Source organism: Mesorhizobium sp. P2_E9, assembly GCF_056403815.1.
Genome location: NZ_JBFUET010000030.1, coordinates 14,094 through 28,809, shown reverse-complemented (window position 1 = coordinate 28,809; position 14,716 = coordinate 14,094). Strand labels below are relative to the sequence as shown.

General features: G+C 64.4%; 14 protein-coding genes. 9 read left to right on the top strand and 5 right to left on the bottom strand.

The window, feature by feature from the left end; genetic code table 11:
* The first annotated feature begins 22 nt into the window (after positions 1–22).
* Complete coding sequence (locus tag AC1D05_RS34325) at positions 23–577, top strand: hypothetical protein (protein WP_477447268.1); 555 nt, start codon at positions 23–25, stop codon at positions 575–577.
* Here AC1D05_RS34325 and AC1D05_RS34320 read toward each other — a convergent pair.
* Positions 568–1,764, bottom strand: a complete 1,197-nt coding sequence (locus AC1D05_RS34320; RefSeq protein WP_477447266.1) for a M24 family metallopeptidase — start codon at positions 1,762–1,764, stop codon at positions 568–570. The two genes, AC1D05_RS34325 and AC1D05_RS34320, sit on opposite strands and share 10 nt — an antisense overlap.
* A gap of 369 nt (positions 1,765–2,133) precedes the next feature.
* Between AC1D05_RS34320 and AC1D05_RS34315 the strand changes: the two genes are divergently transcribed.
* The 6 genes from AC1D05_RS34315 (at position 2,134) to AC1D05_RS34290 (ending at position 7,766) form a co-directional block, all read left to right on the top strand.
* The gene (locus AC1D05_RS34315) at positions 2,134–3,744 is read left to right on the top strand and encodes an ABC transporter substrate-binding protein (protein ID WP_477447264.1); all 1,611 of its coding nucleotides are present in this window, start codon (positions 2,134–2,136) and stop codon (positions 3,742–3,744) included.
* A 129-nt stretch (positions 3,745–3,873) separates the two neighbouring features.
* Entirely contained in the window at positions 3,874–4,860 is a 987-nt protein-coding gene (locus AC1D05_RS34310) for an ABC transporter permease (protein ID WP_477447262.1), read from the top strand.
* Positions 4,857–5,687, top strand: a complete 831-nt coding sequence (locus AC1D05_RS34305) for an ABC transporter permease (RefSeq protein WP_477447260.1) — start codon at positions 4,857–4,859, stop codon at positions 5,685–5,687. Before AC1D05_RS34310 ends, AC1D05_RS34305 begins: the two co-directional genes overlap by 4 nt.
* The gene (locus AC1D05_RS34300; RefSeq protein WP_477447258.1) at positions 5,684–6,481 is read left to right on the top strand and encodes an ABC transporter ATP-binding protein; all 798 of its coding nucleotides are present in this window, start codon (positions 5,684–5,686) and stop codon (positions 6,479–6,481) included. Before AC1D05_RS34305 ends, AC1D05_RS34300 begins: the two co-directional genes overlap by 4 nt.
* Complete coding sequence (locus tag AC1D05_RS34295) at positions 6,478–7,263, top strand: ABC transporter ATP-binding protein (protein WP_477447256.1); 786 nt, start codon at positions 6,478–6,480, stop codon at positions 7,261–7,263. Before AC1D05_RS34300 ends, AC1D05_RS34295 begins: the two co-directional genes overlap by 4 nt.
* Positions 7,260–7,766, top strand: coding sequence for an L-2-amino-thiazoline-4-carboxylic acid hydrolase (locus AC1D05_RS34290; protein WP_477447254.1), 507 nt, complete (start codon positions 7,260–7,262; stop codon positions 7,764–7,766). The genes AC1D05_RS34295 and AC1D05_RS34290 overlap by 4 nt, the downstream gene beginning before the upstream one ends.
* 3 nt (positions 7,767–7,769) lie before the next feature.
* Here AC1D05_RS34290 and AC1D05_RS34285 read toward each other — a convergent pair whose 3' ends face one another.
* From AC1D05_RS34285 to AC1D05_RS34270, 4 genes are all read right to left on the bottom strand, one after another.
* Positions 7,770–8,525 carry an ATP-binding cassette domain-containing protein gene (locus AC1D05_RS34285; protein WP_027043364.1) on the bottom strand — a complete coding sequence of 252 codons (756 nt, stop codon included), beginning with the start codon at positions 8,523–8,525 and terminating at the stop codon, positions 7,770–7,772.
* On the bottom strand, positions 8,518–9,579 hold the full coding sequence (locus tag AC1D05_RS34280; protein ID WP_477447252.1) for an ABC transporter permease subunit: 1,062 nt from the start codon (positions 9,577–9,579) through the stop codon (positions 8,518–8,520). Before AC1D05_RS34280 ends, AC1D05_RS34285 begins: the two co-directional genes overlap by 8 nt.
* A gap of 92 nt (positions 9,580–9,671) precedes the next feature.
* The gene (locus AC1D05_RS34275; protein WP_096457947.1) at positions 9,672–10,649 is read right to left on the bottom strand and encodes an ABC transporter substrate-binding protein; all 978 of its coding nucleotides are present in this window, start codon (positions 10,647–10,649) and stop codon (positions 9,672–9,674) included.
* A gap of 447 nt (positions 10,650–11,096) precedes the next feature.
* On the bottom strand, positions 11,097–11,996 hold the full coding sequence (locus AC1D05_RS34270; RefSeq protein WP_477447250.1) for a sugar-binding transcriptional regulator: 900 nt from the start codon (positions 11,994–11,996) through the stop codon (positions 11,097–11,099).
* A gap of 275 nt (positions 11,997–12,271) precedes the next feature.
* Between AC1D05_RS34270 and AC1D05_RS34265 the strand changes: the two genes are divergently transcribed.
* A complete protein-coding gene (locus tag AC1D05_RS34265; RefSeq protein WP_477447248.1) occupies positions 12,272–13,180 on the top strand; it encodes a tagatose-bisphosphate aldolase in 909 nt (302 codons plus the stop codon).
* 85 nt (positions 13,181–13,265) lie between these two features.
* Positions 13,266–14,711, top strand: coding sequence for an ROK family protein (locus AC1D05_RS34260; protein WP_477447246.1), 1,446 nt, complete (start codon positions 13,266–13,268; stop codon positions 14,709–14,711).
* Positions 14,712–14,716 lie beyond the last annotated feature (5 nt).

Genomic DNA, 14,716 nt, shown 5'->3' with positions numbered 1-14,716 from the left:
ACCGAATTTCGACGCGACTTGATTGCTGGTCGCCGGCCGAATGCCGGTGCAAAAGGTGACGATTCTTGCGTCGATACATCACGGTATTGCTAATCACGTCAGCACTGACAGCCTGGCTTGCATGGAGCACCACAAGAGCGTTTTCTATACCAATGCATTGCCGGAAGAGATACGGACGACTCGTGCAGATACGCGGGGAAGTGATGCGATAGTATTTTTCCGCAAGGCATGTGGCGGAGTCATTTTCGACCTGACGGACGAGACAATTTCCGCAATAGAGCAACGGAGGCTGTCATTCTTCCTGAATGCTCGTCAGGGACGAGGCTACCCGATCGGCGATCGGAAAGCATATTATTACAGCTACGCCGAATGGCAGGAAACGCCCGTCCCGGAAGGATGGGTTGGCAGCGAAGGCATCTTCTCACTTTCAGTGCAATGTATGGAAAATCGCCGCGCCTTAGACAAAGCGATCTCCGAAGCGCTGAAATTGCCCGGCTCATATTTCACGACAAAGCGTGCAGCAGAACTCGTCGTGATACCGAGCCTCAAAATCGCAGTCCTGGCCTACTACAACTGAGCCGTTCCACCCCTGTTCCACGCCCTGCCCCGATCACCGAACATCACGTAGCCCCCCTCAGTCACTGCCAGCGTATCCTCCAGCTTGATGAAGCCTCGCGTCGGGTGAAGCATCGTCGTCTCGACCGACAGCACCATGTTCTTTTCCAGCGGTTTCGCCGCATAGGTGCCTTCATAGGTCACCGGATGGTTGGTCATCAGGAATGGCGCTTCGTGCGTGATCAGCCCCATGCCGTGGGCGAAGAAATCCGTATAGGCCGCGACCTTGGATTGCTTCAGCACGCCCTCGGCATGCGAAATCATGTCGCCGCCGAGCGTGCCGGCTCTGACCTTCGAGAACGCCGCCTGCTGCACTGTCTCAACCTCGGCCAGCAGATCCTCGAGTTCGGCATCCGGTTCGCCCAGAATGCCCATCCGGCAGAGGTCGCCGATGTAGCCGTGATAATTGCCGCCGGAATCGATCGACAGCACCTCGCCCTTCTTCCACGCCTGCGGCGAAGCGGCGCGGTTGTGACTGGAGCCTAGGGTCAGCAGGCAATATTCGAAATGTGCGCCGCGATTGGTCTCCTCGCGCCTGATCTGCTCGATCATCTCGGCCTTGGTCGTGCCTTCGCGCGCCCAGGCGATGGTTGCCAGCATGGAATCGGTGATCAGTTCGGAGGCTGTGCGCAGCTTCTCCAATTCCGCGTCGGTCTTGATGGCGCGCATGCTTTCCAGCATCGCGGTCGCATCGATCAGCTTGGCGTCCGGCAATGCCTTGCGGATCAGCGTGTAGGCGTCCGACGGCAGAAAGCCGGGCTCGATGCCGATGCGCGCGCCTGCCTTGCCGATCTTCTGCAGATGCTCGACGGCGAGGTTCGCGGCATCCAGCGTGCCCCAGCAGGCGGCATGCAGCGTCGGCGTCCAGAACGGATGGTTCTGGTGCTCGCCGCCTTCCATGCGGTTGCCGATATAGGCCGCGTGATCCGGCCCGCCCTTTTCGTAGACGACGATCGGCAGGTAACGGCTGTGGCCGATCGCGTCCATGGCGGCGAAGAAGATGAATTTGTAGCCGCCCAGCAGATATTGCGTGTTGTGCTTGGAGGTGGCGAGCAGCACATCTATGCCGGCCTCCTCCATCAGCCGGTCGACCCTCGCCTCGTCGAACGGAATAGTGCTGACGGCACTCTTGCCCGGCGCAATGTTCATCTCTCTCTCCCTGAATTTGCCTGGGATCACTGGTCGTTCCGCTCGGATCCCTGGGCTGTGGACTAAATCTGCACCATTTTGCCCACTCTGGTCTAGCCAGAAATCCCGCGATCAGTGCGGTAGGGCGGTCACCAAGTCGTCATCCGTCGCCAGTCCGCCAAATCTGGCCCTACCAGATTGGTTGAATTGAACCCGTTCTCTTGAACTGGTCCAGCGGACGAAAATTTCAAAGCCAAGCGAGGATGCGCCAATTCCGTCTCTGGCGAAACCCTCGGCAAGGCTCATAATCGCCACCGCAAGAATGCCGATACCGGCATTCGAGGGCTGTTGTCGCGCCGATCGGGGTCGCGGAGAGGACGGAGTTCGATCATGTCAGGTTTCACGATTTCCAGACGCAAAATGCTTGCCGGCTCGGCGCTGCTGCTGGCCTCCACCGCCATGCCGACATTGGGCTGGGCGCAGACACCGAAGAAGGGCGGCCGGCTGGTGCTTGCCGCCGATTCCGAACCGCGCAACCTCAACCCGGCGATCGTCGCCTCCAACGGCGTCTTCTTCATCTCCAGCAAGATCGTCGAGACGCTCGCCGAAGCCTCCTTTGACGGCAAGGACGGCCTTGCGCCTCGATTGGCTCTAAGCTGGGAAGGTGCCGCCGACGGACTGTCGGTGACGTTCAAGCTGCGCGACGGCGTCAAATGGCATGACGGCAAGCCGTTCACCTCGGCTGACGTCGCCTTCTCGGCGCTGCAGATCTGGAAGCCGCTGCAGAATCTCGGCCGCACCGTGTTCAAGGATCTGGCCAGCGTCGACACCCCTGATGATCTCACCGCCGTGTTCAAATTCGCCAAGCCGACGCCGTTCCAGCTGATCCGCAACGCGTTGCCGGCGCTGAGCAGCGTCGTGCCGAAGCACGTCTATGAGGTCGGCAAGATCGAGGACAACCCGGCCAACAACGCGCCGATCGGCACCGGGCCGTTCAAGTTCGGCGAGTACAAGGCCGGCCAGTATTACAAGCTGACCAAGAACACCGACTACTGGGGCAAGGACGAGCCCTATCTGGACGAGATCATCTACCAGGTGCTGCCCGACCGCACGTCCGCGGCAAGCGCGCTGGAAGCGGAAGAAATCCAGCTCGCCGCCTTCTCCGCCGTGCCTCTGGCCGACCTCGACCGCATCTCCAAGGTGCCGGGCCTGAAGGTGATCACCAAGGGCTATGAGGGGCTGACCTACCAGCTCGTCGTCGAAATCAACCATCGCCGCAAGGAACTGGCCGATCTGAAAGTGCGTCAGGCGATCGCGCACGCCATCGACAAGGACTTTGTCGTCAAGACGGTGTTCCTCGGCTATGCCGCGACAGCCACCGGCCCGGTGCCGAAGAACGATCCGCAGTTCTACACCGCCGACGTCCCGACCTATGCCTTCGACGTCGCCAAGGCCAACGCGCTGCTCGACGAGGCCGGCTACAAGAAAGGCCCGGACGGCAAGCGTTTTACGCTGAAACTTCTGCCGGCGCCCTATTTCAACGAGACCAAGCAGTTCGGCGACTATCTGCGCCAGGCGCTCGCCGCCATCGGCATCGACGCGGAGCTTGTCAACAACGACTCGGCCGCGCACATCAGGGCCGTCTACACCGACCACGCCTTCGACCTCGCCGTCGGCCCGCCGGTGTTCCGCGGCGACCCGGCGATCTCGACCACCATTCTGGTGCAGAGCGGTATTGCCGACGGCGTGCCGTTCTCCAACCAGGGCGGCTACAAGAACGAGGCGCTCGACGTGCTGATCGCCAAGGCCTCGGAAACGCTCGACACGGCAGCCCGCACCGACCTCTACAAGGAGTTCCAGAAGGAGGTGGCCACAGACCTACCGCTGATCAACGTCGCCGAATGGAGTTTTATCAGCGTCGCCCGCGACACGGTGGGGAACATCGCCAACAACCCGCGCTGGGCGGTGTCGAACTGGGCGGACACGTATCTGGCGGGTTGACCTCCAGACTTGCAGATCGTCCGTCCGGGTGCTCAGGTTCGACAATGAGAGTTCCTTCGCGCGCCCCTCTGTCCTGCCAGACATTTCCGCAGGGTTCACCCTCCCCGTTGTGGGGAGGTTAAGGCCCGCATGACCCGCGCTCTCACCCTCATCCGCCGTCGCCTCGTCGGCAGCATCTTCGTGCTGCTCATCGTCATCATCGGTACTTTCCTTTTGCTTGAAGCAGCCCCCGGCGATGCGGTCGACGCCTATATCGTTTCGACCGGCGGCGACGCCGGCATGATCGAATTGCTGCGCCATCGCTGGGGTCTCGATCAGTCGGAACTGACGCGGCTGGCCAACTATCTCTGGGCGCTGCTGCATCTCGATCTCGGCCAGTCGGTGACCTTCTCCAGGCCAATCCGCGACGTAATCCTTGAACGCCTGCCCAACACGCTGCTGCTGATGGTCAGCGCCACCGCGCTATCCTTCGGGCTCGGCTCGGCACTCGGCATCTATGCCGGCGCCAGGCCCGGTAGTTTCCGCGATCGCTTCCTGTCGCTCGGCTCGCTGGCGCTTTATGCCGTGCCGGGTTTCTGGCTCGGCCTGGTGCTGATCGTGGTCTTTGCCGTCGACCTGCGCTGGCTGCCGATCGGAGGTATCGAGACACTGGCCTCGGACAAGACCGGCCTCGACCGCGCCGCCGACATCGCCATCCATCTCGTCCTGCCGGTGTCCGCCCTCGGCTTCATCTATCTGGCGCTCTATCTGCGCATGATGCGCGCCGGCATGGCCGAGGTCTGGCGGCAAGATTTTGTGCTCGCCACCCGCGCCAGGGGGCTTTCGCGCCGCCGCATCGTGCTGGCCCATGTCGCCCGCAACGCATTGCTGCCGCTGGTCACCATGCTGGGCCTGCAATCGGCGCAGATGCTGGGCGGCAGCGTTGTCATCGAGAGTGTCTTCTCCGTGCCGGGCCTCGGCCGGCTGGCGCAGGAAGCGGTGGCTTCGCGCGACACGCCGCTGCTGCTTGGTATTATCCTCACCAGCGCCGTCCTGGTCATCGTCATCAACCTGCTCGTCGACATCGCCTATGCCTTCCTCGACCCACGCGTTGGCGCCAGCGAGGCCGGCGCATGAACCCGCTTCGCCGTTTTCTGCGCACGCCCGAGGCAATAGCCGGCGCCGTCCTTCTGACTGCACTGGTTGCAACGGCACTCATCGCGTCACTGCTTTTCCCTGGCGATCCACAAGCCATCGCTGGACCGGCGCTGCTGCCGCCGTTCCAGGACTGGTCGCTGCCGCTCGGCACTGACAGGCTCGGCCGCGACGTACTGGCCGAGCTCTTTCATGGCGCTCGCACCTCCCTGGCTGTCGGCCTTGCGGCAGCAGCGGCAGCGCTCGCCATTGGCTCTGTGGTCGGCACGCTGGCCGGCTTTGCCGGCGGCCTCGCCGATGAGGTGCTGATGCGCATCACCGATGCCTTCCAGACCGTGCCGAGCTTCCTGCTGGCGCTGGCCTTCGTCAGCGTCGTCGGGCCGTCGCTCGGCATCGTCGTTGCGGCAATAGCGCTCGGCACCTGGACCGGACCGGCGCGCATTGCCCGCGCCGAAGTCCTGTCCATCCGCGAACGCGACTATGTCGCCAGTGCGCGTGCCATCGGCATGCATCCGCTTGAAATCGCCTTTCGCGAGGTGCTGCCCAACGCCTTGCCGCCGGTGCTGGCGATGTCATCGGTGATCGTCGCCGCCGCGATCCTCACCGAGGCGGCGCTGTCCTTCCTCGGCCTCGGCGACCCGAACCGCGTCACCTGGGGCGGGATGATCGCGGAAGGCCGCACTGTTTTGCGCACCGCGCCCTTCCTGTCGATCGTTCCAGGCATAGCACTGGTGCTGACGGTGCTAGGCGTCTATCTCACCGGCGAAGGCATCGTCGAGACGGCGGCCGTCAGGAGAGGCTTGTCGTGACGGCGCTAGCGTCGATCCGCGACCTGACCGTGACCTACCGCCGCGACGGCAACGTGGTGGCGGCGCTGAGGAACGTAAGCCTCGATATAGAGGCTGGCGAGCGTCTGGCCATCATCGGCGAAAGCGGCTCGGGCAAGAGCACGCTGGCGCTGGCGCTCGCGGAGTTACTGCCAGCCTCTTCGGCGGTTGGCGGAAGAATTGAATGGTCCGGCCTTGGTCGCACACCCCTCCTCGGCCGCGACATCGGCTTCGTCTTCCAGGACCCATCCGCCAGTCTCGATCCGGTCATGACCATCGGCAAACAGATCGCCGAAGTCGCCCGCACCCATCTCGGCCTCAGCTGGCCGCAGGCATACGCAAAAGCCAAAACCCTCATAGAGCGCGTCCGCCTGCCCGATCCGGACTCGGCCCTGCATGCCTTCCCGCATCAGCTGTCCGGCGGCCAGAAGCAGCGCGTGGCGATTGCCGCGGCAATCGCGGCCGGGCCGAAATTGCTGATCGCCGACGAGGCGACCAGCGCGCTCGACACCATCGTGCAGGCAGAGATCGTCGGCTTGATCCGGCAGTTGGTGGCCGAGGACGGCATGACGCTGCTGTTCATCAGCCACGACATCGCGCTGGCGGCCGAGCTTGCCGAGCGCATCGCCGTCTTCCGCCATGGTCAATTAGTCGAGCTTGGCACCACGGCGCAGATTGTTGACGCTCCAAGCCAGCCCTACACACGCACCCTGCTGGATGCCCATATCGGCCTCGACGCCGCGCCCTTGCTGAACCGGGCCGGGCTGCGCGCATGAGCTTGCTCACAGTGTCCAACCTCACCAAGCGCTACCGACGCGGCGGCAAAACCGTCATCGCCGTCGACGATGTCTCCTTTCACATCGAGCCCGGTGAAACACTGGCGCTGGCCGGCCCCTCCGGCAGCGGCAAATCGACGATCGCGCGGCTGGTGTTGCGGCTGATCGAGCCGGACGCTGGCCGCATCGAATTCGAGGGCGATGACTTCCTGGCCTTGAGTGGCGCCGCCTTGCGTGCACGCCGCGCGCGTCTGCAAATGGTGTTCCAGGATCCGCTTGCCGCCTTCAATCCGCGCGCCACGGTGGCGCGTGTGCTCGACGATCCCTTGCGCATCCACGGCATCGCCTCCCGTTCCGAGCGCCCAAGCCGCATCGTCGCCTTGCTCGAGCGCGTCGGCTTGCCGGCCGATCTCGCGCCGCGCGCCATCCATGAAATCTCCGGCGGCCAGCGACAGCGCGTCGCCATCGCCCGCGCCATCGCCACGAAACCGTCGCTGATCGTGCTTGACGAGGCGGTGTCGGCACTCGACGTCTCGGTGCGCGGACAGATCCTCGACCTTTTGCTCGACCTGCAGAGGCAGGAACGGATCGCCTATCTCTTCATTTCACATGATCTCGGCGTCGTCCGTGCCATCGCCCACAGTGTCGTCCTTCTCGATGCCGGGCGGGTTGCCGAGAGCGGCGATGCCCGTGCCGTCATCGATGCGCCGCAATCGGCCATCGGCAAGGCACTGGTGGCGGCAGCGCCAAAGCTCAGAAGAACCACGCAGGACGCATCATGATCGACCCCGAAGCCCGAGCCGAAAAACTGTCGCGCGAACTCGACTCCGCCTTTCGCAACCGTGCCGATCTCTACCGTCTTTTTCTCGACGAACTGACCGGGGAGCTGGGTGCTGAAAGGGCCGAGGCGATTATGATCCGCACCATCGAGCAGCGCGGCAAGGAAGTGGCCGCAACCGCCTTCGCCAGCTTCGGCGCCAACGACGCGCGCGCCATCGGCGAAGCCTTCCTGGCCGTCAGTCCGGATAGCGGCCTGATGTATCCGACCGACGTCGAGCGCGGCGATGACCGCATCGCCTTCAAGGTGAAGCGTTGCCCGCTGAAGGACGCCTGGGTCGAGGCAGGTGTCGGCGACGAAAAACTCGCCACGCTCTGCCGCATCGCCGGCGCCTTCGACCGCGGCCTGTTCGAGGCGACCGGCGTGCGCTTCGACAATGTCACCTGGACGCCGGGCCACGGTTCCGGCTGCTGCCACATCGCCCTGACGAATCGGGACGCAGTTTAGAGCTCAGCCGCCGACCATCAGCTTGACGACTTCATCATGGTTGGTCTCGGAGATCTTGCGCTCGCCGGCCTGGACGCCGCGCCGCAGCACGACGATACGGTCGGATACCGCAAAAATGTCCTGCAGATTGTGCGAGATGAAGATCACGCCGCGCCCTTGTGCCTTGAGCTGGTGGATCAGCGAGATCACCTTGCGCTGCTCCGGCACGCCAAGGGCGGCGGTCGGTTCGTCCATGATCAGGATCTGCGCATCCCAGTAGACAGCGCGGCCGATGGCGACCGCCTGGCGCTGGCCGCCGGAGAAATTGCTGACCGGAGCCTCGAGCCGGCTGACATGGAAGTCCAGCCGCCCCATCGTCGCCTTGGCCGCCTCTGCCATGGCCTTGCGGTCGAGCACCGGCAGGAAGCCGAACGCCTTGCGCATCGGTTCGCGGCCAAGGAAGATATTGGCGCCGATCGACAGATTGTCGGCAAGCGCGAGATCCTGGTAGATGGTCTCGATGCCCTTCTCGCGCGCCTCCTGCGGCGTCGCGAACGTCACCGGCTGGCCCCTGAGCAGGATTTCGCCGCCCGTCGGCTGGAACACGCCCGATATCGCCTTGATCAGCGTCGTCTTGCCGGCGCCATTGTCGCCGGCCAGCGCCACCACTTCGCCCGGCCGCACGGCCATGGAGAAGTCGTTGAGCGCACGCACGGCGCCGAAATGCTTGGAGAGGTTGCGGACTTCCAGCAGGGGCGTGGTCTGGTTACTGCTATTCATCCTGACGGGCTCCACTGAACCGGCGCTGCGCCTGGTCGATAAGAACGGAAATGATGATGACGACGCCGACGGCGATGAACTGCCAGAACGGCTCGACATTGACGAAGACCAGCCCGTACTGGATGACCGCGATCACCAGCGCACCGGCGACCGTGCCGAAAATGGTGCCGGAGCCGCCGAACAGGCTGGCGCCGCCGATGACGACGGCCGCGACGCTGTCGAGCAGCAGGGGCTCGCCAGCTTGTGCCGCGCCCGCGGTGAAGCGCGCGGCGTAGAGCGCACCGCCGAGGCCGGCGCACATCGCCGACAGCACATAGAGCCGCAGTATGTGGCCCCTGATGTCGATACCGGCGCGCCGCGCCGCCTGCACATTGGCGCCGATGGCATAATTGTGCTGACCGAACCGGGTCTGGCTGAGCAGATAGTGCATGACGATGACGAAGACCGCGGTGATGATCACCAGATAGGGCACGCCGTAGAACTTGCCGTTGCCAAGCAGCGCGAACCAGGAATTCTGCACCGGCACCGTCGTGCCGCCGGCAAGCAGGAAGGCGGCTCCGCGCGCGACACCGAACATGCCAAGCGTGCCGATGAAGGGCGGCACCTTGAGCCGCGAGATCAGCAGGCCGTTGATGACGCCCGGCACGCCGGCAACGATCACCGAGGCAAGGATGCCCGCCAGCATGGCCAGCGGCAGGGGAATGGCAGCACCCGCCAAATTGGTGGCATGCGCGGCGATGACGGCGGCAAGGCCCATGATGAAGCCGAGCGACAGGTCGATGCCGCCGGAAATGATGACGAAGGTTTGTCCGGTCGCCAGCAGCAGCGGCGCCACGGCAAAGATGGCGATCGACTGCAGGTTGAACGGATTGAGCACGAAAGTCGCGCCGAAGGCGAGCCTCGACCAGGCCTCGAAACAGATGAGCAGGCCGGCGAGGAACAGCCAGGCGCGCCCTTCGGCGATGCGTGCGATCAGGCTCCTGGCCGGATCGCCGTGATCGGCCTGAGGGGCGACATGCTTCTCGGCCGGCTGGGCTGGTGATGTCGAGGTCATGGATTCTCCGCGGCGCCTTCAAACAGGCCTCGATTGGCGAAGACCCGGCAGGCTCCTCCCGGCGGACCGGGAGGAGCCGAGCTGGTCTGGACTTACTCGGAGTAGAGATACTTCGAGATGTTTGGATCCGCGATGTTGGACTTGTCCATGATCGTGAAACCGGTGCCGATCGTGACCGGGATCGAATGGCCGGTCAGGTGGGCATAGGCGGAGACGACGCCGTAATAGCCGATCTCGGCCGGATGCTGGGCGATCGCCACATCGACCAGACCGGTGTTGATGTTGTCGACGATGCTGGTCGGTGCATCGAAGGCGACAACCTTGACGGTGCCGGTCTGTCCGGCCTGCTTGACGCCGTTGGCCGCACCCAGTGCCGAGAACAGATTGGCGCCGAAGACGCCGACCAGGTCGGGATTGCGCGCGAACACCGCCTGCAACTGCGAGGCCGCCTTGTTGGCGTCATCGTCATTGAACTGGGTCTCCAGAACGGTGATGCCCGTATGCTTGGCCATCTCCTTCTTGAAGCCTTCTTCACGCTGATCGGTGGTCGAGATGCCGGGCTTGACGTTCGACACATAGACCTTGCCCTTGTCGCCAATGGCGGTGGCCAGGGCGCGCGCGGCGATCTCGCCGCCGAGCACATTGTCGGAAGCAATATAAGCCAGCGGGAAATCGGCATCGCCGGCGCCGGTCTGGTAGACGCCGCTGCCGATGAACGTGTCGACGGTGATGACCGGAATGCCGGCATCATTGGCCTTGCGCAGCGGCTCGACCAGTTGGACCTTGTCGGTCGGCGCGATCAGGATCGCATCCGGCTTCTTGGCGATGACGGCGTCGAGCACCGGCACCTGGGTGACCGGGTTGAAGTCCGGCGCGCCCTGGAAAACCAGGTTCACGCCAAGCGCGTCGGCCGCCGCCTGGGCGCCCTTGCGCATGGTGATGTAGAAGCCGTCGGTGGTCAGGCCCGGAATGAGCGCAATGGTGTATTTCTTGTCCTGCGCCTGTGCGGGCGCCATCAGCACCGTCGCACTGACGGCAAGCGCCGCGAGCGCGGCAACAATCTTCTTCATGACATCCTCCTCATTATTGGCAGATCTGCCGTTGCAAGTGACCTTGGAATGGCCGTCACCCGTTCGGATGCGACGGCCGGGAACGCCTGTTTGCCTTTCGCGGGCAGCTCCTCCCAAGCGCCCTCCAGTCGATGTGTCAGCCGGTCAGCCGACCGGCGTACCTGGCCACAGCCCCGTTCCTCAGCCTCCGCGAGGTCCGGCAAACTGTGCCCCGCGCCACGCCTTGCCGGCGGGCGTTCCAACTTGTAACACTTTGCAGAAATAAATTGCAACTCGGTTTTTCCGAGCTGACAGCGCCGGGTCTTTCACACCGCACAACATCCGACTGCTCCGCAGAGCCCCGGCCAACTATCGCCCGGGGCTTGCGACGGCACAACTGGTTTTCGTGGCAGCGCCTTGGATCCCCCCAGAGCCACCAATCACGGTAGCGTCCTGCCCGTTCTATCGCTACGCGAGCGCCGCGAGGATGGCCTGCGCCGTCTTGGTATCCGTCACCAGCGTGTTGATCAGCCCGGCGCGAACGGCGGCGATGATTGCCGTCGCCTTCTCCGGTGATGCGGCAAGGCCGATGACCAGCGGCACGGCGCGCAGCTGCGCCGGCGACATGGCTATCATCCGGCTCTCCCCTTCCCAGGCGATCAGCGTGCCATCGGCATCGAAGTAATGGCGAAGCACGTCACCGGCCGCATGAACCAGCGCCTGCTCGCTCGGCGTGGCGGCACTTGCCTCGGGCGCATTGATGGCATGCGGCAGGCCGATGCCGACGATCGCGACATCGGTCCTCTCCCACAAGGCGACGGCATCGCGGATCGCGGTGTCGCGCAGGAAGACCTCGCGCAATTCGGTGGAGGGCAGATAGGGCGCATGGATGAAATGCGGTGTACCGCCGAACTCCTCGGCGGCAAGCCGGACGAATTCGTTGACCTGAAAATGCGCCGCCTGCTGCTGCATGCCGCCGGTGGCGGCCACTGTAAGCACGCCCGGCATGCGCGGCAGGCCGGCCCGGATCACCTCGCGCACGGCGCGTCCCCAGCCGATGGCGACGACGGAGCCCGCCATCAATTGCGCCTGCCTGAGCAGACCGCCAAGCGGTGCCGCGAGCGCCGCCAGCGTGCCAGCCGCCGGCGTCTCCACCACCGCGGCATCCCGCAATTTCAAGCCATCGATCAGCTGCCTGGTAATATCCTCCGGCGTTGCCAGGTCGAGAACCTCGATGCGCACAATGCCCTCAGCCCGCGCCCGCTGCAGCAGGCGCGAGATCGTCGCGGTGGAGACACCGAGCCGGCGGGCGATATCGACCTGCGACATCTCTTCCACGTAATGCAGCTTGGCCACCGTGTGCAGCATCGTCCGCGATGCGGTCGCATCCTGGATAGGGGAAACTGACAGCTTGCAATTCCTTTCAGCAACGTGTTACACACGTATACGCCGACGGGAGTTATCGCGCAAATCCAGCCAACTCGCAACGTGCGGCGGCTCCCCGACCGCAAGGCCGGCGAGGCGCTTTCTTCGAGGGCGACGGCGCGTCACCGCGCCTGCCTTTAAGGCAGGCAGAACTGAACATTGTTGTTTCCACGGGATCCGCGCTTTTCGTGAAAGCGCGCCAACATCGGATTGAGACCATGACCAAAATGACCACCGCGGAACTGCGCGGCTATCAGCAGATATGCGGCAAGGATGGAGCCATGGTGGCCATTGCCTGCGACCAGCGCGGCGGCATGCGGACCTTGCTGGCGTCGGACCCTGACGAACAGGCCAAAATCACCAACGACATGCTCGGCGACACCAAGGCCGACATCACGCGCTACCTTGCCAGCGCTGCGTCCTGCGTGTTGCTCGACCCGCTCTGCGCGGTGCCGCGCATTGTCGACGAGGGCGTCTTGAACCGCGATACGGCGCTGCTTATCGGTCTCGACGCTTCCGGCTTCGACGTCTCGCCCGAGGGCTACCGCTTGTCACGCCTCGTCCCCGGTATCGACGCGCGCCGCGTCCGCGCGCTGGGCGGCACAGGCGGCAAGATCATGGTGTATCTGCGGGCCGACAAGCCTGAAGCCAATGAGCACAACATCGCCATCCTGCGCCAGTGCATCGCCGATTTCGGGCAGGAGGACCTGCTGCTGGTCGTCGAATTCCTGACCTATCAACTCGACGGGGAAAGCCCCGAGGACTATGCCGCCAAAACGCCATGGCTTGTCGAAGAAGGCACCGGGATTTCGCTCGACTGCGGCGCCAAGGTGCTGAAGCTTCCCTACCCCGGAACGCCGCAAGCCTGCGCCAACATCACCAAAATGGCTGGCGATGTGCCGTGGGCGGTGCTTTCGGCCGGCGTCAACCACGCCACCTTCCTTGGCCAGGTCGAGATCGCCATGCAGAATGGCGCCTCGGGTGTCATCGCCGGCCGTTCGCTGTGGAAGGACTGCATCTCGCTCGACCGTGACATCCAGCGCGAAAGGCTTAAGACCATCGCAGTGCCGCGATTGCGTGAGATCCAGGCCGTCATCGGGCACTACCGGCAGAAAGCCGCTGCCTGATAGTCGAATTTGGACTAGAGCTATTCCAGCAAAAGTGTGAAGCGGTTTTGCGTCCGGAATTGCGTGAAACCAAATGCAGGACGCCATGCCTCTCAGCATAGGAATCGATATTGGCGGCACAAATCTGCGTGCCGCCCGCATCTCCGGCACCGGTGAAATCCTCAAGCGCGTTTCCGAAAAAAGCGCGCCCGACCCGGAGCTGGTGCTCGGCCGCATCGCCGACATGGTGCGCCTTCTCGACACGCCGGATGTGAAGGCCATCGGCGTCGGTGTTCCCGGCCGCGTCGATGCGCGGCGCGGCGCGGTCCTGTCGGGCGGTTATGTCGACCTCGCCTCGGTTGCGCTGGCGCAGCGCCTGGAAGACATGACCGGCAAGCCTGTCGTCATCGACAATGACTGCAACATGGCGTTGGCCGCCGAGATGGCGCTCGGCGCCGGGCGCGGCCATGGCAACATCGTCATGTTCACCATCGGCACCGGCATTGGCGGCGCTGTCGCTCAAGATCGGCGGATCATGCGTGGCTCGGCAACAGCAGGTCAGCTCGGCCACATCACCGTCGACGTCAATGGCGAGGTTTGCGCCTGCGGCCGCCGCGGCTGCGTCGAAACCACCAGTTCAGGTACGGCGCTCGGCCGTCACATTGCGCGCGCCGGTCTCGGCGCCGACATCTCTGTCGATCAGCTCTTTGCCCGTGATGCGGCCGGCGACGTCCACGCGCGTGCCATTCTCGACGCTTGGGCGAGACCCTTGCGTGCCGCCATCGACACCGCCGTTGCCGTGCTTGATCCCGATCTGGTGCTGCTTGGCGGCGGCCTTGGCCGGGCGGCACATGCAGCCCTCGACCGCGCGCCGGCGCTGGCGCCCTGGTACCAGTGCAAGGTCGAACCCGCACAACTCGGCGACGACGCCGGCGTCATCGGCGCTGGCCTGCAGGCGCTGGCGGCGGAGCCGCATGCGGTTCCGGTTGCACCCATGGCCCCGTCCAGCCGCGCCCGACGGGCCGTGCTCGTCAATGGTATCCCCGCCAGCGGCAAGAGCACCGTCTCGCGCGGCATCGCCGACCGCATGGGCTGGCCGTTGCTGGCGCTCGACACGATCAAGAATCCGTTCCTCGAAGTGCTCGGCGGCGGTGACCGCCTGTTCAACCGCACGCTCGGCCGCGCTAGCTACCAGGCGATCTGGTCGGTTGTCGGCGAAGCCCCCGCCGGCACCACCTTCATCGTCGACGCCTGGTTCGGCTTCCAGCCGCGCGAGGTTCTCGAAGATCATCTGCGAAAGGCTGGCGTCGAGCAGACTTTCGAAATCTGGTGCCACGCGCCGGGCGAAGTGCTTGCCGAGCGCTATGGCGCCAGGCTCGACCAGCGCCCCGCCGGGCATCCCGGTGCGGCCTATATCCCCGAACTGATCGAACTCGCCAAACGCGCCGAGCCGCTGCGGCGCGGACCGCTCTTCGACGTCGACACGACAAAGCCGATCGACTTCGATGCCATCACGGCCTGGCTGCGAGCGGCCATGGCTGGCGGTGCATAGCCGGC

Coding starts and splice junctions, on each gene's coding strand:
- AC1D05_RS34295 (WP_477447256.1), top strand. CDS start 6,478: ATGAGCTTGCTCACAGTGTCCAACCTCACCAAGCGCTACCGACGCGGC.
- AC1D05_RS34305 (WP_477447260.1), top strand. CDS start 4,857: ATGAACCCGCTTCGCCGTTTTCTGCGCACGCCCGAGGCAATAGCCGGC.
- AC1D05_RS34290 (WP_477447254.1), top strand. CDS start 7,260: ATGATCGACCCCGAAGCCCGAGCCGAAAAACTGTCGCGCGAACTCGAC.
- AC1D05_RS34275 (WP_096457947.1), bottom strand. CDS start 10,649: ATGAAGAAGATTGTTGCCGCGCTCGCGGCGCTTGCCGTCAGTGCGACG.
- AC1D05_RS34285 (WP_027043364.1), bottom strand. CDS start 8,525: ATGAATAGCAGTAACCAGACCACGCCCCTGCTGGAAGTCCGCAACCTC.
- AC1D05_RS34310 (WP_477447262.1), top strand. CDS start 3,874: ATGACCCGCGCTCTCACCCTCATCCGCCGTCGCCTCGTCGGCAGCATC.
- AC1D05_RS34265 (WP_477447248.1), top strand. CDS start 12,272: ATGACCAAAATGACCACCGCGGAACTGCGCGGCTATCAGCAGATATGC.
- AC1D05_RS34270 (WP_477447250.1), bottom strand. CDS start 11,996: ATGCTGCACACGGTGGCCAAGCTGCATTACGTGGAAGAGATGTCGCAG.
- AC1D05_RS34315 (WP_477447264.1), top strand. CDS start 2,134: ATGTCAGGTTTCACGATTTCCAGACGCAAAATGCTTGCCGGCTCGGCG.
- AC1D05_RS34320 (WP_477447266.1), bottom strand. CDS start 1,764: ATGAACATTGCGCCGGGCAAGAGTGCCGTCAGCACTATTCCGTTCGAC.
- AC1D05_RS34280 (WP_477447252.1), bottom strand. CDS start 9,579: ATGACCTCGACATCACCAGCCCAGCCGGCCGAGAAGCATGTCGCCCCT.
- AC1D05_RS34260 (WP_477447246.1), top strand. CDS start 13,266: ATGCCTCTCAGCATAGGAATCGATATTGGCGGCACAAATCTGCGTGCC.